The sequence below is a fragment of the Novosphingobium clariflavum genome, from assembly GCF_026420865.1.
Classification (GTDB): Bacteria; Pseudomonadota; Alphaproteobacteria; order Sphingomonadales; family Sphingomonadaceae; genus Novosphingobium; species Novosphingobium clariflavum.
The window spans coordinates 210,054-229,028 of the sequence record NZ_JAPCWC010000006.1; the positions used below are offsets into that span (position 1 = coordinate 210,054).

Annotated in this window: 18 protein-coding genes; 7 read left to right on the forward strand and 11 right to left on the reverse strand. The window is 65.6% G+C overall.

The window, feature by feature from the left end; all coding sequences use genetic code 11:
* Window positions 1-10: 10 nt before the first annotated feature.
* Window positions 11-2,218, forward strand: coding sequence for a ComEC/Rec2 family competence protein (locus tag OKA11_RS10710; RefSeq protein ID WP_267220166.1), 2,208 nt, complete (start codon window positions 11-13; stop codon window positions 2,216-2,218).
* A 169-nt stretch (window positions 2,219-2,387) separates the two neighbouring features.
* Here the strand turns inward: OKA11_RS10710 and lexA are convergent, their stop codons facing one another.
* From lexA to moaC, 3 genes are all read right to left on the reverse strand, one after another.
* Window positions 2,388-3,071, reverse strand: coding sequence for a transcriptional repressor LexA (lexA, locus tag OKA11_RS10715; RefSeq protein WP_267220167.1), 684 nt, complete (start codon window positions 3,069-3,071; stop codon window positions 2,388-2,390).
* 114 nt (window positions 3,072-3,185) lie between these two features.
* Window positions 3,186-4,406, reverse strand: a complete 1,221-nt coding sequence (locus OKA11_RS10720) for a molybdopterin molybdotransferase MoeA (RefSeq protein WP_267220168.1) — start codon at window positions 4,404-4,406, stop codon at window positions 3,186-3,188.
* Window positions 4,406-4,888, reverse strand: a complete 483-nt coding sequence (gene moaC / locus OKA11_RS10725; protein WP_267220169.1) for a cyclic pyranopterin monophosphate synthase MoaC — start codon at window positions 4,886-4,888, stop codon at window positions 4,406-4,408. The genes OKA11_RS10720 and moaC overlap by 1 nt, the downstream gene beginning before the upstream one ends.
* 600 nt (window positions 4,889-5,488) lie before the next feature.
* On the opposite strand from moaC, the gene OKA11_RS10730 reads away from it, so the two are divergent.
* On the forward strand, window positions 5,489-5,809 hold the full coding sequence (locus tag OKA11_RS10730) for a GyrI-like domain-containing protein (RefSeq protein ID WP_267220170.1): 321 nt from the start codon (window positions 5,489-5,491) through the stop codon (window positions 5,807-5,809).
* A 3-nt stretch (window positions 5,810-5,812) separates the two neighbouring features.
* On the opposite strand, the gene trpC is transcribed toward OKA11_RS10730, so the two are convergent.
* From trpC to OKA11_RS10760, 6 genes are read right to left on the reverse strand one after another with little or no spacing between them, the layout of a single operon-like run.
* Entirely contained in the window at window positions 5,813-6,604 is a 792-nt protein-coding gene (gene trpC, locus OKA11_RS10735; RefSeq protein ID WP_267220171.1) for an indole-3-glycerol phosphate synthase TrpC, read from the reverse strand.
* A 19-nt stretch (window positions 6,605-6,623) separates the two neighbouring features.
* Window positions 6,624-7,616 (reverse strand): anthranilate phosphoribosyltransferase, encoded by a 993-nt coding sequence (trpD, locus tag OKA11_RS10740; RefSeq protein WP_379489284.1) that lies wholly within the window; start codon window positions 7,614-7,616, stop codon window positions 6,624-6,626.
* A gap of 5 nt (window positions 7,617-7,621) precedes the next feature.
* Window positions 7,622-8,233, reverse strand: coding sequence for an anthranilate synthase component II (locus OKA11_RS10745; protein ID WP_267220173.1), 612 nt, complete (start codon window positions 8,231-8,233; stop codon window positions 7,622-7,624).
* Window positions 8,230-9,030: a phosphodiester glycosidase family protein gene (locus tag OKA11_RS10750; protein WP_267220174.1), complete on the reverse strand. Its 801-nt coding sequence runs from the start codon at window positions 9,028-9,030 to the stop codon at window positions 8,230-8,232. The genes OKA11_RS10745 and OKA11_RS10750 overlap by 4 nt, the downstream gene beginning before the upstream one ends.
* 13 nt (window positions 9,031-9,043) lie before the next feature.
* Entirely contained in the window at window positions 9,044-10,555 is a 1,512-nt protein-coding gene (locus OKA11_RS10755; protein WP_267220175.1) for an anthranilate synthase component I family protein, read from the reverse strand.
* A 37-nt stretch (window positions 10,556-10,592) separates the two neighbouring features.
* Entirely contained in the window at window positions 10,593-12,566 is a 1,974-nt protein-coding gene (locus tag OKA11_RS10760) for a peptidylprolyl isomerase (RefSeq protein ID WP_267220176.1), read from the reverse strand.
* Between the two features lie 383 nt (window positions 12,567-12,949).
* On the opposite strand from OKA11_RS10760, the gene tpiA reads away from it, so the two are divergent.
* The 3 genes from tpiA to OKA11_RS10775 all read left to right on the forward strand — a co-directional run bounded on the left by tpiA (window position 12,950) and on the right by OKA11_RS10775 (window position 16,039).
* Window positions 12,950-13,708 (forward strand): triose-phosphate isomerase, encoded by a 759-nt coding sequence (gene tpiA, locus OKA11_RS10765; RefSeq protein WP_142633943.1) that lies wholly within the window; start codon window positions 12,950-12,952, stop codon window positions 13,706-13,708.
* A gap of 152 nt (window positions 13,709-13,860) precedes the next feature.
* Window positions 13,861-14,268, forward strand: coding sequence for a preprotein translocase subunit SecG (secG, locus tag OKA11_RS10770; RefSeq protein ID WP_267220257.1), 408 nt, complete (start codon window positions 13,861-13,863; stop codon window positions 14,266-14,268).
* 142 nt (window positions 14,269-14,410) lie between these two features.
* The gene (locus tag OKA11_RS10775; protein WP_267220177.1) at window positions 14,411-16,039 is read left to right on the forward strand and encodes a CTP synthase; all 1,629 of its coding nucleotides are present in this window, start codon (window positions 14,411-14,413) and stop codon (window positions 16,037-16,039) included.
* Window positions 16,040-16,119: 80 nt separating this feature from the next.
* Here the strand turns inward: OKA11_RS10775 and OKA11_RS10780 are convergent, their stop codons facing one another.
* Both OKA11_RS10780 and OKA11_RS10785 read right to left on the reverse strand, forming a co-directional pair.
* A complete protein-coding gene (locus tag OKA11_RS10780; protein WP_267220178.1) occupies window positions 16,120-17,055 on the reverse strand; it encodes an AEC family transporter in 936 nt (311 codons plus the stop codon).
* 157 nt (window positions 17,056-17,212) lie between these two features.
* Entirely contained in the window at window positions 17,213-17,680 is a 468-nt protein-coding gene (locus tag OKA11_RS10785) for an Hsp20 family protein (RefSeq protein WP_142633936.1), read from the reverse strand.
* Window positions 17,681-17,875: 195 nt separating this feature from the next.
* On the opposite strand from OKA11_RS10785, the gene grxC reads away from it, so the two are divergent.
* Both grxC and OKA11_RS10795 read left to right on the forward strand, forming a co-directional pair.
* The gene (gene grxC / locus OKA11_RS10790) at window positions 17,876-18,139 is read left to right on the forward strand and encodes a glutaredoxin 3 (protein ID WP_142633934.1); all 264 of its coding nucleotides are present in this window, start codon (window positions 17,876-17,878) and stop codon (window positions 18,137-18,139) included.
* Between the two features lies 1 nt (window position 18,140).
* Window positions 18,141-18,962, forward strand: a complete 822-nt coding sequence (locus OKA11_RS10795) for a carbon-nitrogen hydrolase family protein (RefSeq protein WP_267220179.1) — start codon at window positions 18,141-18,143, stop codon at window positions 18,960-18,962.
* Window positions 18,963-18,975 lie beyond the last annotated feature (13 nt).

Sequence of the window (18,975 nt, forward strand, 5' to 3'; positions counted from 1 at the left end):
AATGTCGGTCATGGCCAGCCAAGCCGCCCCGACCGATGATCCCGAGCTTCCGGCCTATGCCGGAGGCGCTGCATTGCAGCATCGCCCATGGATCAGCCAGAGCCACATGTCGAGCAGATTGGACGAAGTCGAGTGTTTTCTTTCGAACTGCGGTTTCGATAGAGGGCCATGGTTAGTTGCAGCTTTCGGAACCGGAATCCTGTGCTGGTTTGTCTTGCCGGCACCGGCGTACTGGATCGCATTTGGCGCCATTTGTGTCGCCATTGGAGCAGGGTGCCTGGCATGGCGGGAGGGACGGTTCCGCTATCCGTTGCTGCGCCGGGCGGCCTGGTCGCTGACGGCGCTGATTTTGGCGGGTTTTCTGGTGATCTGGGGGAAGTCCGCGCTGATCGGCACAGCCGCGATTTCACGTCCGATTTCGGGCAGTCTGGTGGGGCGGGTGCTGTCGGTGGAGGAGCAACCGGCATTCTCGCGTGACAGGCTGTTGCTGGCAATGCGGGAACCGGGCACCGGGCGTGCGATCAAGGTCAGGGTCAACGTTTCGACACGCTTCGTACGCAACTCACAAGGGCTCTTGATTGCGCCGGGCGCATTGATCCGATTCCATGGGAGGCTGGTCGCGCCTGCACCGCCGATGTTTCCGGGAGGCTACGATTTCGCCCGGGCGGCGTGGTTCTCCGGCCTGTCCGCGACGGGAAGTGTCACGGCGCCGATCGTGGTGCTTGCACCAGGCACGAGTGAGAGTGAAAATCGGTTGGCACGGTGGCGTTCCGAACTTGCCGGCCATGTTCGGTCACGGCTTGCCCCCACAGAAGCAGGAATCGCGGTTGCCCTTGTGACTGGCGATATGGGCAGCATCGGCGAAAGCGACGCCCAGGCGATGCGCGATTCCGGGCTGGCCCATCTGCTTTCGATCAGTGGATTGCATGTCAGCGCCGTGATCGGCGCGGTATATGTCGTCATCCTGCGGCTCCTGGCGCTTTTCCCCGCCGTTGCACTGCGGGTGCGGTTGCCTGTAACGGCCGCGGCCGTCGGGGCGCTCGCCGGAATCGGGTACACGGCGCTTACGGGATCTCAGGTGCCGACGGTCCGTTCCTGTGCAGGAGCCTTGCTGGTATTGATCGCGTTGGCGTTGGGGCGAGAGGCCATGTCAGTCCGTCTGCTTGCGGCAACAGCGTTCGCGGTGATGCTGTTCTGGCCCGAAAGCATTGTCGGGCCGAGCTTCCAGATGAGTTTTGCGGCAGTTCTTGTCCTGATCGTTGTTGGTAATGCGGGACCGATCAAGCGTTGGCTGAGCCCGCGCGACGATGGTTGGCCGATGAAGCTGGTGCGCGCACTGACGCTGATGCTGGTGACAGGTGCGGCGATCGAATGTGTGCTGATGCCGATCGGGCTCTACCACTTCCACCGTGCCGGGGTGTACGGCGCACTCGCCAATCTGGTGGCCATACCGCTTACGACATTTGTCATCATGCCGCTGGTTGCATTCAGTCTGCTGCTCGACCTTGCGGGTGTCGGTGAGCCGGTCTGGTGGCTGTCCGGGGAGGCAATTTCGATGCTCCTTGCGCTTGCCAGGAACGTTGCGCATTTTCCGGGCGCAGTCAGCGCCATGCCCAGGATGGGCGGCGGCCATTTCCTCCTTTTTGTCATCGGCGGGCTGTGGTTCGCGCTGTGGAGCCACCGGGTCCGTTTCTGGGGTGTTGTTCCCGCTGTCCTGGGAATCGGCGGGCTGCTGATGGTGCAGCCGCCGGACCTCCTGGTTTCCGGCGATGGGCGCCATGTCGCTCTGGTGGTCGACAATGGCACGAAGTTGGCCGTGCTGCGCGACGGTGTGGGGGACTATGCAAGAGACAGTCTCGTCGAGACTGCGGGGCTCCAGTCGGGAACGATGGCCTTGCAGGATTGGTCGGGCGCGCGCTGCAATGCTGATTTTTGCATGGTGACGGTCGAGAAAACCGGTCGGATCTGGCGGATCCTGCTGTCGCGCAACCGTGCGCATGTGCCTCTGGCTTCACTCGCTCGGGCCTGTGCTGCCAGCGACATCGTCATCGCTGATCGTTACCTGCCACCAGCGTGCAGCCCGAGATGGCTGAAATTCGATCGACAGGCGCTCGCGCGGACCGGCGGTGTAACGGTTGAACTTGGGAATGCGACTTTTCAGAGCGTTGCTCAGGAACAGGGGCGGCACGGTTGGTGGCGTTCGGCGCAAGGAGGCTGAAGAAAAGCGGGGTCGTGTCGCTGCGATACCGCTTTTGTGCTGCCTATGTCTGGCGATTTGCGCCTGTTCTGTGCGTGGTTGGCGAAGGGAAGAATAATGCCTCTTCGCGCAGCAAGCGCAATGGCTGGGGCGGCCGAATCCCGGGTTTCGGGCAGGCGGCCGCGTGCCGTCAATGATACTGGCGAAGAATGCCGGTCAGCTTGCCTTGCACCTGAACTTCATCGGCACCGTAGATCTGTGGTTCGTACGCGGCATTCGCCGGATCGAGGCGAACCTTGCCGCCCTCGCGGCGCAAGTACTTGAGCGTCGCTTCCTCGCCGCGCACGAGCGCCACCACGATCTCGCCGTCGCGGGCGATGTCGGTTCGCTTCACCAAGGCGAGATCGCCATCGAGAATGCCCGCTTCAATCATCGAATCGCCGGATACTTCAAGAGCGTAGTGTTCTCCTGCCCCAAGCAGGGCGGCCGGCACGGGCAATGTGGACTGGCCTTCCAGTGCCTCGATCGGAACGCCTGCGGCGATGCGCCCGTGGAGCGGAATCTCGATCACGTCGTTTGCCGGAGCGTGGCTTGCCGCGGCAGGCGCGGATTGCGGCGCTTCGGGTGCCTTTGCCGGGGCAATCGGCTTGCTGGTGATGTCTTCGGGCTGGCGAAGCACTTCCAGCGCGCGCGCGCGGTTCGGCAGGCGCCGGATGAAGCCGCGTTCCTCGAGCGCGGAAATCAGGCGGTGCACCCCAGACTTGGACTTGAGGTCCAGCGCGTCCTTCATTTCTTCGAAGCTGGGCGAGACGCCGCTGTCCTCAAGCCTGAGCTGGATGAACCGGAGCAATTCGTGCTGCTTGCGCGTCAACATGTGGCCTGCCTCGCCTGATGGGCCGCGCGACGCGGCCTTGTTCCTCTCGCGTAGAACACTTCGAGTTCTGTTCGCGAACAATGCGAGAACAACTAAGCAACGAAATGTGCATCGTCAAGCGATACCGCCATTCTGGAGCAAGTAGACCCGTACCGGATCTCCGGCTTTTGCTGCAGGCATGCCCGCCGGTCGGTCGATGAGCACATTGCTGGCCGCCAGCGCGGCCAGTGCGCCACTATCCTGGAGCACATGAGAGGTCACCGTCGCGCCGTCCCAGAGACCCCGCAGGAATTCCCGGCGATCTGAACTGGCGGGAAGCGGAGCGGCAAGGCATGCATCGAATGACAGCGGGAGCGGACTGCGCGCACCCAGCATCGCGCGTAATACCGGCAGCAGGAAATGATAGGCGGTGACCAGACTGGACACGGGATTGCCGGGCAGGCCGAGCACGATCTGTTGCCGCGCACCTGCGGTCTTGACGGCAACCAGCAGCGGCTTGCCCGGCTTGATGGCCACACGCCAGAAGTCGATCCGGGCGCCCCACGCTTCGAGGGCGGGACGGATCAGGTCATGATCGCCGACGGATGCTCCGCCGCTGGTGATGACAAGGTCGACGTCTTTGGCGGTTTCGAAGGCGGCAAGCAAGGCGTCGAGATGGTCGGCGACCGGTCCGATTCGCGTGATTTCCACCGGAAGGGTCCGTGCGAGAGCTGCGAGCATCACGCCGTTGCTGGCGGGCACCTGATGTGCTTCGCAGGTTTCCGGATCGGGCGCGAGCTCGTCGCCGCTGTCGATCACCGCGATGCGCGGCATGCGGCATACGGGGAGGTGCTTGTGACCGGCGGCAATTGCCAGGGCCGCTTGCGCGGGGCCAATCCGGATGCCTGCCGGAAGGATTTCGCGGCCCTCCGGAAAGTCCATGCCCCGGCAGCGGATGTGCTTGCCGGCAGGAGAGGGGGCGTCGCCGGTCAGCGTGACATGATGATCCACGCGGGCAAGGTCTTCCTGCACGATCACGGCATCGGCGCCTGCAGGAAGGAGTGCGCCGGTGGAAATACGCACGGCCTGCCCCGGGACGACCGTCTCGGCATAAGGATGGCCGGCTGCGCTTTCGCCGATGACGTGCCACGGGCCAGCCAGATCGCTGGAGGCTACGGCATAACCGTCCATGGCCGAGACATCGGCGGCAGGTTGGGTGCGCCGCGCGAAGAGCGGCTCGGCGAGATAGCGCCCGAGGGCGCCTTCCATGTCGACCCGCTCGATCGACAGCGGGGTGACCAGCTTCAGCAGCCTTTCCTGTGCCTGCTCGAGCGTCAGCATTCGACCTCCGGTCATCAGGCAAGGTCCTCCGCGATCCAGTGGCCGGACTTTCCGCCGCGCTTCTCGATCAGGCGAATCTCGCCGATGACCATACCCTTGTCGAGTGCCTTGGCCATGTCATAGATTGTCAGGAGGGCGACGGATGTAGCTGTAATTGCTTCCATTTCTACTCCGGTTTTGCCGGTGAGCGAAGCGGTCGCGGTGGCCCGGATGGCGTTGTCCTCGAAGGTGAAATCGACATTGACGGCATCGAGCATCAGCGGTTGACACATCGGGATCAGGTCGGACGTCTTCTTGCCTGCCATGATCCCGGCGATGCGGGCGGTGCCCAGTACGTCACCCTTTGGGGCATCGCCGGCGCGGATCGCCTCCAGCGCTGAGGTTGTCATGGTGATGCGGCCCGAGGCGACCGCGAGGCGCTGGGTTTCGGCCTTGGCGCCGACGTCCACCATGCGGGCGGTTCCGTCCGAATCGATGTGGGTGAGGTTCTTGGTCATTTCGGGCGGCTCGTCCGGGCTACAGGGTGACAGGTCGGTTGACACAGTTGACACGGTTCTGAAGTCAAAGCGCGCCTGCTGCCGAACGGGCGGATTTGCGCGTTTTCAACGAAGAACGGGCGATCGGTCATGACACCGCGATGGCAGAATTCGGCGTGGTAGGACAGGTGCTCCGGGGCAATTTTCGTAAGATCGGTCAGGATGGTCGGGTCTATTGCAGGCAATGTGGTGACCATCACGCCAACCTCGAAGAGATCGGAGCATTACAGACGCCGCTACCTCGAGCGGATTGCGCGCGGGGTGGGGCGGACGGAGGCCGAGCCGGGCGCCGCGGCCGACCTCGAAACGATCTCAGCTTGGGCGGGGCTTCCGCGCTCGGCTTGGGCAGACGCCATTGGCATTTTGATCGGCGTGGGACTTGGTCGGCGTGGGAGGCGGTGAGTGCGTCACTTCTGGCAGCAAGGAGCAAGGCCATGAATGACGTCATGACGCCAAGAGTCGAGATCCGTGAGTTTGCCGCCGTTTGCGTGGCGGTGATGGAGCATCCGCCGGTCTATCGACTGGCGCAGGACATGTAGGTTTTTGCCGGATAAAATACGTATGTTCAATGTATTGAGGACGGATCCTCACACCGAAGTCGAAGGCGGTCTCCGCGGATGGCTCTGTGCCTCCGAGCCGTCATGGTTTGTGGGTGACGACCGGGTTTGGGGGGAGGAGATCCCCGGCGGTCGGTGCGCGGTCCTGGCCGTTACCGGCGCGGCGATGGATCTGGAGGAACCGGCGACGCTGCTCGACCGGGACTGGTTGCCGGCCAGCGGCGAAACCCTTCGCGATTTCCCGCTCTTGTGCGAACGGGTGCGCCTCTATCCGCAAGTGTCCGCGGCAGAGGCGCTCACCGAATTGATCGTGTCGCTCGCCTGAGGATCAGGCGCCGGTCAGCAAGATGCGGGTTGCCGCTTCGACATCGGTTTCCCGCATCAGGCTTTCGCCGACGAGGAAGGTCCGCGCGCCGCAACCTGAGAGTCTTTCGAGGTCAGCGTGGCTGTTAATGCCGCTTTCGGCGACCAGCAGCGTGCCTTCGGGGGCCAGCGGGGCAAGCCGCTCGGTGGTGCCGATGTCGGTGACGAAGCGCTTGAGATCGCGATTGTTCACGCCGATCAACCTTGATTTCAGGCGGCTTGCGCGCTCCATTTCAGATTCGTTGTGAACTTCGACCAGGCAGTCCATGCCGCGTTCGTGGGCTGCGGCCTCGATCTCGGCCATCAGCACGTCGTCGAGCGCGGCGACGATGATCAGGATCGCGTCGGCACCGATCGAACGGGCCTCGGCCACCTGCCAGGGATCGACCATGAAGTCCTTGCGGATGACCGGCAGCGAACAAGCGGCGCGGGCGTCCATCAGGAAGTCCTCATGACCCTGGAAATACGGCGCGTCGGTTAGCACCGAAAGGCAGGCGGCGCCGCCGCGCTCATAGGCCAGGGCATGTTCGGCCGGACGGAAATCAGGCCGGATCAGTCCTTTGGACGGCGAGGCTTTCTTGATTTCGGCGATCAGTGCAAAGCCGGTTTCGGCCTTGGCCCGCAAGGCTGCCTCGAACCCGCGCGGCGCGGTCTGGTAGGCGGCATGCGCGTCGAGGTCGGCCATGGTGGCCACGGCCTTGCGCGCGGTAACTTCCTCGCGCTTGGTGTCGCAGATCTCGGTAAGCTTGTCGGACATCGTATCCCTCTCGCGCGGCTCAGGCCTTGAGCGCGGAAATCCAGCAGTTGAGCAGGGCGTTGGCGAGGCCCTTGTCGATGGCTTCGGCCGCTTCCTCGACGCCGTCGCGCCAGGTCTCGACCTCGCCTGCCACGATCAGCGCGCCGGCGGCGTTGAGCAGCACGGCGTCGCGGTAAGGACCGTGCTCGCCCAGTAGCAGGCGCCGCAGGGCGTCCGCGTTGTAGGCGGCATCGCCGCCACGGATCGCGCCGACCGGCGAGATCGGGAGGCCGACATCGCCGGGCGAGACCCGGCGCATGGACAGTTCGCCGTGCCGGATTTCGGCCACTTCGTTGCCGCCGGCAAGGCTCAGTTCATCGAGCCCCTCGTCGCCGGAGATGACCAGTGAGTGCTCGCTGCCGAGGTGCATCAGCGCTTCGGCGTAGATCGGCACATAAGCCGGACGGGCGATGCCGACGAGCTGGCGCCGCACGTTGGCGGGGTTCGCCAGCGGTCCCATCAGGTTGAAGATGGTGCGGCGGCCGATCGCTTTGCGGATCGGCATGATGCGGCCCATCGAGGGGTGATGGCGCGCGGCAAACAGGAAGCAGATGCCAAGGTCGGCCAGTGTCTCTTCCGCCGTCTCGGCCGCACGGTCGAGATTGAGGCCGAGGGCCTCCAGCGTATCGGCTGCGCCGGCCTTGGAACTGGCGGCGCGGTTGCCGTGCTTGGCGACCGGCACGCCGCAGGCCGCGACCACCAGCGATACGGCGGTGGAAACGTTGAGCGTGTGATGGCCGTCGCCGCCGGTTCCGCAGACGTCGATGGCGTTGGCGGGAGCCTGGATCGGGACCATGCGAGCCCGCATTGCCCGTGCGGCGCCGGTGATCTCGCTGGCAGTCTCACCGCGTTCGGTGAGGGCCAGCAGGAAGTGCACGATGGCATCGTCGCCCACGCGGCCGTCGAGGATGGCGCCGAAAGCCTGCTCGGCCTCGGCTTCCTCGATGGGGTGGAGGGGATCGGGCAGGATCATCGTGGTCATGCCGCCGTTAGGCCGGTGTCGAGGCGTGCCGGGAGCTTCGGTTCGACGCCGCAGATCCGCAGGAAGTTCGCCAGCATCGCATGCCCGTGCTGGGTGGCGATGCTTTCCGGGTGGAACTGCACGCCGTGGATCGGCAGGCTGGCATGGCGGAAGCCCATGACATGGCCGTCATCCGAGCGGGCATTGACCACCAGCGTCTCGGGAATGTCCTCGACGATCAGCGAGTGATAGCGCGTGGCCGTGAAGGGGGAAGGCAGGCCCGCGAAGAGGCCGCTGCCGTCATGGGTGACGGGGCTGGTCTTGCCGTGCATCAGGCCGCCGCGCACCACCTTGCCGCCGAAATACTGGCCGATCGACTGATGGCCGAGGCACACGCCGAGCAGCGGTTTTCCGGCATCGGCCGCCGCGCCCACGAGGTCGAGGCTGATGCCCGCCTCGTTGGGGGTGCAGGGGCCGGGCGAGATCAGGAAACCCTGTGCGCCGCTGGAAATCGCCTGTCCGGCCGAGAGCGCATCGTTGCGCACCACTTCGACTTCCGTGCCCAGTTCCATCACGTAATGGACCAGGTTCCAGGTGAAGCTGTCATAATTGTCGATGACGAGGATCATGGCCTGTCCTTTCCGTTTGAGCCCTTCGCGCTTTTCTCGACGACGATCAAGGGGCCGAGCGGCGGTCCGCCGTCCACGCGCCCATGTTCGGGGTCCCATAGCGATGACACGCTGCCGTCGAGAAACAGCGCGTTGGGGCAATCGAGCTTGTCGCGGAAGAGCCGCGCCAGCTTGCCGAACGAGACCGGCTCGTCCGAAATGATGAAATGGGCGCGGCCCTGGCGGTCGACGCCGACGCCGTTGCGCAGCTTGAGCGACTGGCCGTCCGCGTCGATCTTCGGGTGCAGTTTGCCATCGATCACCAGCATCGGGCCCGACTGGGTGCCGAAGTCGGGCCGGTTGTCGACATGGGCGGCAAAGTCCTCGCTCGTGCGGATCTGCCAGTGGCCCGCTGCATCGCCGAAGAATACTCCGTTGGGCAGGAGGTGGAAGTTCCCCCAGCCCTCGTTGGTGTTGATCGCATGCACGCGCTGGCCCTCGATCACGGCATAACCGATGGGCTTGCCGTCCGCGTCGAACATCCCGCCGTTCATTGCGAAGGCAACGGCGTGGCTGCCTGAGGGACGGTTCACCGCAAGCTGCGAGAGGCTGCGATAGGGAGCGCCGTTCTTCGGACCCAGCACGAGGTGGATCGTGTGGCGACCGGGCGTGGCGGTGCAGTGCGTGAAACTCGCGCCTTCGAACGCAGCGCCCTGGCACGGCGGCGGCGGCGGGGCTTCCGCTTTCCGCTGATCCTGCTGGGCGCCCGACGAACAGGCGGCGAGAGTGAACGCAGCCGCCAGGGCTGCGCGCTTCACTGGCCCTGGCCCGTCACTGGCCGAAGCCCGGTTCTCCGGCAACGCGAATCGCTTCGCGCGCGGCGGCGAACAGGGCGCCGGACTTGGCTTCGCATTCGCGGTGCTCGTAGTCGGGGTCGCTGTCGGCAACGATCCCGGCACCGGCCTGGACGTGGAGCACGCCGTCCTTGAGCACGCCGGTACGCAGGACGATGCACGAATCGACCGAACCGTCGGGGCCGAAATAGCCGACGCCGCCCGCATAGGCACCGCGGGTTTCGGGTTCGAGGCTGGCGATGATCTCGCAGGCGCGGACCTTGGGGGCTCCCGAGACGGTGCCCGCCGGGAAGCCCGCGAAGACCGCGTCGATGGCGTCGTGCTTGTTCGTGTCGAGCCGGCCGATCACGTTCGAGACGATGTGCATGACGTGGCTGTAACGCTCGATCGTGTAGCTGTCGGTCACTTCCACGCTGCCGGCGGCCGAGACGCGGCCGACGTCGTTGCGGCCGAGGTCGAGCAGCATGAGGTGTTCGGCGCGCTCCTTGGGATCGGCCAGCAGGCTGATCTCATTGGCCTTGTCCTCCGCCACCGTCTTGCCGCGCGGGCGCGTGCCCGCGATCGGGCGGATGGTAACTTCACCCTCGCGCACGCGGACCAGGATTTCCGGGCTCGAACCGATCAGCGCGAAGCCGGGCAGGTCCAGGAAATACAGGAACGGCGAGGGGTTCACGCGGCGTAGTGAGCGATAGAGCGCGACCGGCGGCAGCGGGAATTCGCAGGTGAAGCGCTGGGCCAGCACGATCTGGAAGATGTCGCCCGCCTCGATGTAGTCCTTCGCGCGGGTGACCATCGCCTTGTAGTCGTCCGCGGCCATGACCGGCGTACGCACCGGCTCCGGCAGGTCGGCGATGGCGGGCGAGGCGGGGACCGGTGCGGCGAGCTTGCGCAGGGCTTCGTCGATCCGCTCGGCGGCGGCTTCGACCAGGCTCTCGGGCGTGCCGTTTTCCGGCCAGAGCGGGGCAACGCAGAACAGTTCGTCGCTTAGCCGGTCGAACACGAGGATCAGCGAGGGGCGGACGAACAGCATGTCGGGCAGTTCGAGCGCGCTTTGCGGTGCGCGCGGCAGCTTCTCGACAAGGCCGATCGTCTCGTAGCCGAAATAGCCGACGAGGCAGGCGAGGGCCTTGGGGAGTTCCGCCGGCACATCGAAGCGGCATGCCTCGACCAGACTGCGCAGTTTGACCAGGGCATCGCCCGGCAGCGGCACGAAGGCCTCTCGGTCGTGCTGCCACTTGCGGTTGATCGCGCAGGCATGCCCCTCGGCTCGGAACACGAGGTCCGGGTCGAGTCCCAGCAGGCTGTAGCGGCCGCGCACGGCGCCGCCTTCCACCGATTCCAGCAGGAAGTCGCCGCGCCCTTCGGTGAAGAGCTTGAGAGCGGCGGCAACGGGCGTTTCGGTATCGGCGACGAGGCTGCGCCACAGCAGCGCGGGCTTACCCTCGCGCAGCCGTGCCAGTGCCTCTTCGCGATCCGATTCGCGCTTCATATCGGTGGGTGTCCTTCTATTTCAGGGTAATCGAGGGTCAGTTGGCAGCGGCGCCGGTGCCGCCAAGACGGTCGCTGACCGTCTTGATCGCGGCGGGGTGCGTGGTGGCGCCGACCTGCTTGCGGATCGCATGGGCGAGAGCCTCGGTATAGGCGCTGCCGAGCTGGCTCGACAGTTCGCGCTGGGTGCCCTGGACGACCAGCGGGTTGTCGGTCTTGCCGGGCACCACGTCCTTGAGCGCGACGATGAACCAGCCACGGTTGCCGCCGACCGCCTGCACCTTCACGGTGTTCTTGGCCATGTGGAACAGCAGCGAGACCGGCGGCGGCACCTGGCGGCCCTGGCGCATCGCGGCGGTCAGCATCTGGCGCGACATGGCGACATCCTGGACCGGCGGCAGGCTCTTGCCGAGCGCGGCGATCGCCTCGTTCAGCGACTTGCCGGCCTTGACCGCAGCCTGGATCTTCAGCGCGGCGGCCTTGGCTGCGGCAGCGCCCTTGTCCTGCTTCCAGGCTTCGGCGAGGTCGGCGCCGATTTCCTTGAAGGGGGCAGGCGCCGAGGCGGTGATCTGGGTCACGTCATAGATGACATAGCTCTGGCCGGGGGCCGTCGCGGTGCCCGGGGTGAGCTGGGCAAGCTGCGGCTTTTCCTGATCCATGCCGAACGCGGTCGACAGGATCGGCTGCAGCTGGGCCGGGGCGGTCTCGCCCGCCTTGCCGTAGACCGAGCCATTGGCGATGATCGGCTGCGTCGTCGCGACGGTGGCGCCGACGGCCTTGGCCACTTCCACGAGGCTGGCGCCGCTCTGGAACTGGTCGTCGATACGGGCGAGCAGGTCGGTGAAGGCGGCGCGGCGCTTTTCTTCGGCCAGCTTGGTGACGATCTCGGCGCGCACGGCGGCGAGGGGCTTTTCGGGCGTCTTCTGCTCGGAATCCACGCGGATCACGTGCCAGCCCAGCGCGCTCTTCTGCGGCACCGCCAGCTTGCCGATCGGGGCCGCGAAGACGGCGTCGGCGATGGCGGGCGAGAACTGCGATGCCAGCTGTTCTCGCGTGAACGATTCGAGCTTGGCGGCCGAGAGGCGCCGTTCGGTCGCGGCCAGTTCGAGCGACTTGCCGGCGGCCACTTCGGCGGCAACGGCCTTGGCGGCGGCTTCGGTCGGCACGATCAGCTGGGTGAGCTTGCGATCGTCGCGTGCGGCATAGAGCGCGGCCTTGTCGGCCTCGTAGCGCTTGGCGACGTCGGCGTCGGTCGGCGCGGCGACGTTCTTCAGCGCTTCCTCGCCGAAGGTGGCGTAGCGGATCGTGCGGCGCTCGGGGCGGACGAACTGGTTGATATGGGTCTTGTAGAAGCTCTCGAGCTCGGCCGGGGTGGCGGGCTGCGTCGGCGCGAAGGCGAGCGCGGGCAGCGTGGCGACCTGGCCCTTGCGGTTCTCTTCCAGCAGCGCGGCATAGCGCGCGGCCAGCGAGCTCGGCATGGTGGCTGCGAACTGTGCCGGGATCATCAGCTGCTGGGCGATCAGGCCCTGGGTGAAGTCGTCGCGCAGCGCGGCCTCGGGAATGCCCTTCTGGGCCAGCGCCTGGCGGAACGCGTCCTGGCTGAACTTGCCGTCGACACCCTGGAAAGCCGGGATGCGGGCGATCTCGCTGTCGACCAGACGCTTGCTGGCGACAACGCCGTTGTCCTGGCCGAACACGCCGATCGCGGTGCGCGAAATCATCTCGTCGAGGATGCGGGTGAGCCCGCCCTCGGCGACCAGCATCTTCATCGTCGCGGTCGGGTTTTGCTGCTTGATCTGTTCCAGCTGCGAATTGGCGGCGGTGGCGAGGTCGTTGGCCTCCACGCTCTTGCCGCCGACGGTGGCGACGGAGGTCGTGCTGGACAGGCCTGCCGTCTCGCGCATGCCGTTGATATCGCCGCCCGCAAAGGCAAGCGTGATCAGCACGAGCACTGCCAGGGCGATGCCGGCCCCGATCTTGGACTTCAGGAAGTTACGGAAGAATGAGAGCATGGACCGTGCCGTTCAGCGTGGAGACGAATATGCGAAGCAGCGCAAAGGCAAAGCCGATGCGGGCGCAGGCTTTAGGGGGCGCGGTGCGATCCTGCAATGGCTGACATGGTCTTGCCGGGCATTGCCGGCAGGTGCCTTGTCCGGCAACCGGCGTGGAGCAATTTGGGTTCACGTTGTCGGAGGCGGCCTTGCCTGTGTCAAAGTGACGCAGTTGCGCCACGCGCGGGCGGTTTTGCCAGATCCGGGACCGCACGAATTTTGACAATTGGACCTGCCGTGCCTAGCAGCGGCCCGGCAAGCATCCGGACGATTCCCGCTCTGACCTCATTAAGAAGCGGTTGATGGGTGGCCGGACGCAGACAATGATTCAGGGTTTTTGGTAAATGGCTGGTCTGCCTTACATCGTCGGTAACTGGAAAATGAACGGCACGCGCGCGATGCTCAGCGAGGCGCGCGCGGTCGATCGGGCAGCCGCACGCTTTCCCAAGGTGCAGGTCGGCCTGGCGCCGCCAGCCACGCTGATCTTCCGGATGCGCGATGCTGTCGAACTGATCGGTGTCGGCGGGCAGGATTGCCGCGCCGAAGAGAGCGGCGCCTACACCGGCGACATTTCCGCGCCCATGCTGAAGGATGCCGGCGCCGATTTCACCATTCTCGGCCACTCGGAGCGTCGTACGCTCCACGGCGAGAGCGACGCCCAGGTCAACGCCAAGGCGCAGGCCGCGCTTGGTGCGGGACTGGCAGTGATTCTCTGTGTCGGCGAGACCGAAGCCCAGCGCGATGCCGGCGAGGCGCTTGCTGTCGTCACCGGTCAGCTTGACGGTTCGTGCCCGCGGGTTGACGGGGCGCCGGAAAAGCTGTCGATCGCCTATGAGCCGGTCTGGGCGATCGGTACCGGCCGCGTGCCTTCGATCGAGGACGTGGCGGAAATGCACGCGGCGATCCGCGCCAAGCTGGTTGCGCTTTACGGCGAAGGCGGGGCGGACGTGCGCATCCTCTACGGCGGTTCGGTCAAGGCCGAGAATGCAGCCGAGCTGCTCTCCGTGCCCGACGTGGGCGGGGCGCTGGTCGGTGGCGCCAGCCTGAGCGCCGAGAGCTTCACCGCGATCATCGGCGCTGCAGCCCTGCTGGACGCCGATTGACGCTGAATTCCTGAGGCTTTCCGGAGGCGGGTGGGCGTCTTGCCCGCCATCTCCGGCAGACGGCTTGCGCCGGGGCGTTCGAGCGCCTATCTGCGCGGCTTGAATCGCGGACGGGTCACCGTCCCCTTCGAAAGATCGAGATTTACACGATGCTGTTCACTTTCCTGACCGTAGTCCAGGCGATCGTCGCCCTCCTTCTGGTGGTCGTGATTCTGGTGCAGAAGTCGGAAGGCGGCGGCCTTGGCGTAGGCGGCAGCCCCTCGGGCATGCTTTCGGCACGCGGCGCGGCGAATTTCCTGACCCGCGCCACCGGCGGCCTTGCAGCCGTCTTCGTGATCCTCTCGATCGTTCTCGCGGCGCTGGCCGTCGGCAAGACCGGCGACGACGTCGACACTTCCCTTCAGCGCGCTGCGGTTCCCGCTGCGCCGGCGCAGCAGGCGCCCGCGCAGAACGATCCGCTCGCCGGTGCGGCCAATCCGGCCGCTGGGGCTCCTGCGAGCCCGGCCGCGGGTCAGTCGACTCCGGCAAACGATCCGCTTTCGGGTGCTGCCGGTCATTGATCTGACCCGGTAACTTCCGGCGTATCACTGTAGCGCGAATGCCGTCTGGCGTTGTCAGGCGGCATTTGATCTGTTTTGTTCTGTGGATTGAGGCACAGGGCTCTTGCCCTTGTGCCCCCATGCAATTTAAGGGCCGACTCCCATGGCGCGGCATATTTTTATCACCGGCGGCGTGGTCTCCTCGCTCGGCAAAGGTCTCATGGCGGCGAGCCTCGCGGCTCTGCTTCAGGCACGCGGTTACCGCGTCCGCATTCGCAAGTTCGACCCTTATCTGAACGTCGATCCGGGCACGATGAGCCCGTATCAGCACGGCGAGGTCTTCGTCACCGATGACGGCGCCGAGACCGACCTCGACCTTGGTCACTACGAGCGCTTCACCGGCGTCTCGGCGCACCAGGGCGACAACATCACGTCGGGCCGGATCTATCAGGACATCATCGCCAAGGAACGCCGCGGCGACTACCTCGGCGCGACCGTGCAGGTGATCCCGCACGTGACCGACGCGATCAAGGACTTCGCCATGGCGGAGACCGAGGATCTCGACTTCGTGCTGTGCGAGATCGGCGGCACCGTCGGCGACATCGAGGGCCTGCCCTTCGTCGAAGCGCTGCGCCAGATGCGCAACGAACTCGGCCGTGAGCAGACCTGCTTCGTCCACGTCACGCTGGTTCCCTACATCGCCGCAGCCGGCGAGTTGAAGACCAAGCCGACGCAGCACTCGGTGCGCGAACTGACCGGCCTCGGCATTCAGCCCGACATCCTGCTGTGCCGCTGCGACCGCGAGCTGCCCGAGAGCGAACGCCGCAAGATCGCGCTGTTCTGCAACGTGCGTCCGCAGGCGGTCATCCCCGCGCTCGACGCGCCGAACATCTACGCGGTGCCCCAGCAGTACCACGCCGAAGGCCTCGACGCGGAAGTGCTGCACCACTTCGGCATGAGCTCGGACGCGCCCGACCTTACCCGCTGGGATGACATCACCGACCGGTTCGAACACCCCGAAGGCGAAGTGACGATCGGCGTCGTCGGCAAGTATGTCGGCCTGCCCGATGCCTACAAGTCGCTGAACGAGGCGCTGGTCCACGGCGGCATGGCCAGCCGTGTGAAGGTCAACGTGCAGTGGATCGATGCCGAGATCTTCGAGAAGGAAGATTCCGAGATCGCCGCCGCACTCGAGCCCATGCACGGCATCCTGGTGCCCGGCGGCTTTGGTGAGCGCGGTTCGGAAGGCAAGATCGCGGCCGTGCGCTTTGCGCGCGAGCGCAGCGTGCCGTTCTTCGGCATCTGCCTCGGCATGCAGATGGCCTGCATCGAGGGCGCCCGCGCGGCCGGCATCGAAAAGGCCAGTTCCACCGAATTCGGCCCGACCGATGAGCCGGTGGTCGGCATCATCACGGAGTGGATGACCGAGGACGGCCTGCAGACCCGCGCCGAAGGCGGCGACCTGGGCGGCACGATGCGTCTTGGTGCCTATACCGCCAAGCTCTCGCCCAACAGCCATGTCTCGGCGATCTATGACGCGACCGAAATCTCGGAACGCCACCGTCACCGCTACGAGGTCAACGCCAAGTACCGCGACGCGCTGGAATCCAATGGCCTGATCTTCTCCGGGATGTCGCCCGACGGCCTGCTGCCCGAGATCGTCGAGCGTCCGGATCATCCGTTCTTTGTCGGCGTGCAGTTCCACCCCGAACTCAAGTCGCGTCCGTTCGAACCGCACCCGCTGTTCAAGGGATTCGTCTCGGCGGCACTGCGTCAGGCGCGTCTCGTCTGATCCGGCGGCGCCTGATCCATCAGGCGATACGAAAATCGAAAAGGGCCGGTTTCCACGGAGGAAACCGGCCCTTTTCCGTTTCAGCCCAGCAGGGAGAGCAGCACCGTGACCGTGCCCACCGACAACACGGTGGAGGCAAGAATGACTTTGGCGGTGAGGGCGCCCTCGCGGCGGTGGAACTCGGCGAGCATGAACGGCCCGGTGCCGGTGGGCAATGCCGCCAGCAGCACGGCGCCGTGGCGCAGGGCTGCGGGCAGGGGGATGACCCAGAGCGCCAGCGCCAGGGTAAGCGCGGGATAGACAAAGAGCTTGAGGACGACGAGCATCACGGTCTCGCCCGTCGAGGCTTCGCCCTTGTCGCGAGGTTCGGCGAGGAACATGCCCAGGCACACCAGCGCGCAGGGGCTGGCGGCCGAGCCCAGCAGCTTGAGGAAGGCGTCGAGCGGGGCCGCCACACCGATGCCGCTGGCCATGACCGCCGCGCCTGCCAGCGGCGCCAGCACCAGCGGATTGCGAAACAGCGCCTGCCCCACCCGCAGCGCGATCACGGCAGGGTTGCCGCCCTTTTGGTTGCCGAACTCGATCAGGACGATGGCCAGCGCGAAGAGCACGCAAACGGTGTTGATCGTGGCGATCAGGGTCAGGGGCTGCGAGGCCGGCCCGAGGGCGGCGAGTAGCAGCGGAAAGCCAAGGAATGCAGTGTTCGAATAGCTGGCATTGAGCCCGAGGATCGCGGCATTGCCGATCGGCCGCCCCATGATCCGGCTGACCGCTACCGTCAGCACAAAGAACAGGAACGTGCTGACCGCGAAGACGGCGACAAAGCCGGGCTGCCAGAGCTGCGCGAGGTTTGCCTTGGCGACGATGTCGAACAGCAGCGCGGGCAGGGCAAGGTAGACGACGAAGCGATTGAGTTCGGTCGTCGACTGCGGGCTGAAGATCCCCACCCGCCGGGCAAGCCATCCCACGAGGGTCAGAGCGAAGATCGGCAGGACAATCGAGAGAATGGAAAGCATTGCGGAATGGCGGCCCGGACTTGCCTCAAAGTCCAGGGCTTATCGGGAGAAAGCCCCCATTTCCAGCATGTCGCGGTTGCTGGCCCTGCAAGTCCGAATGCAAAAAGGGCGGCCCGGAATCCGGACCGCCCCGTCAATTTCACGCGTTTGCGGGCCGTCAGGCTGCGGCGGTTTCGCCCGGACCGCCTTCGACGACGGTCAGCGTATTGCCGCCGATCGCAATCTTCTTGGGCTTCATCGCCTCGGGCACTTCGCGCACGAGGTCGATCACCAGCAGGCCGTCGGCAAGGTCGGCGGCGTCCACGCGGACATAGTCGGCCAGTTCGAAGCGGCGCTCGAACCCGCGCTGGGCAATGCCGATGTGCAGCATTTCACCTTCGGGGGCCTCTTCTGGCTTGTGGCCCTTGACCACCAGCAGGTTGGCCTGCGCGGTGATGTCGATGTCGGCAGGCTTGAAGCCGGCGACCGCCAGGGTGATGCGATAGGCATCGGCGCCGCGGCGTTCGATGTTGAAGGGGGGATACTTGTCGCCCGCATTGGCGCGGCCCTGGTTTTCGATCATGTCGAAAAGACGGTCGAAGCCGACCATGGTGCGACGGTAGGGGGTAAAGTCGATACGGTTCATGACAAAAATCCTCGTTTGAGCAATCTTCGTGTGAGGAGGCCCGGTTCGCCGGCGCCTCGTTTTCAAGCCATCCCCATGGCGGGCCATGACTTGTAACCCTAGATATGTTAGCCGCGCCGCGTTTCAAGGCTTGCCCCGGAAGGTGCGAGGCGGTCGCCGAAAAAATGCCAAGAGTCTGAATTCAAGGAGTGTTCGATGAGCCAGCCCAAGGTCGAGATCTATACCAAGTGGGGCTGCCCCTATTGCGTGATGGCCAAGTCGCTGCTGGACGGCAAAGGCGTGGCCTACGAGGAATACGACGTGACCATGGGCGGCGAGAAGCGCGCCGAGATGGAAGCGCGTGTGCCCGGCGCGCGTACGGTTCCGCAGGTGCTGGTCGACGGAAAGCCCTATGGCGGGTTCGACGATATCAATGCGCTCGACCGCAAGGGCGAACTCGATCCCGTGCTGGGGCTCTGAGATGACCCGCGCCGCGCTGTTCCAGATGACCACGGGTATCGATCCCGTGACCAACGCCCGGGCGATCGTTGCTGCCGTGGCCGAGGCCCGGGCGGGCGGCGCGGCGATGCTGTTCACGCCGGAAATGTCCGGCCTGCTCGACCGTCAGCGCGAGCGGGCAGCGGCCAGCATCGTATCCGAGGGGGAGGACCCCGTGCTTGCCGCCGTGCGCGAGGCCGCCGCGCGTGAAGGACTGTGGGTCCACATCGGCTCGTTGGCGGTTCGCCCGGAAGGCGGCGACGGTCGTTATGCCAACCGCGCCTTCGTGATCGACGACAAGGGCGAGATCCGCGCCCGCTACGACAAGATGCACATGTTCGACGTCGATCTCGCGAGCGGCGAATCCTGGCGCGAATCGAGCGCTTATGCCCCCGGCGACAAAGTGGTCACGGTGGAGACGCCGCTGGGCCGCCTTGGCCTGGCGATCTGCTATGATGTGCGGTTCCCGGCTCTGTTCGAGGCGCTGGGACGGGCGAAGTGCGACGTGATCGCCGCGCCTGCAGCCTTCACCGTGCCGACCGGCAAGGCGCACTGGCACCTCTTGCAGCGGGCCCGCGCGGTGGAGGCTAGCGCCTATGTCTTGAGCGCGGCACAAGTGGGCAGGCATGAGGACGGGCGCGAGACCTACGGTCACAGCCTTGCCATCGATCCCTGGGGCGAGATCCTGCTCGACATGGGCGGTGAAGCGGCGGGGCTTGGCTTCGTCGATCTGGAGGCGGCGCGGATCGCCGAAATCCGGGCCCAATTGCCGAGCCTTGCCAATCGGCGCACGATCGCCGATTAAGTCCGAAAGTTGA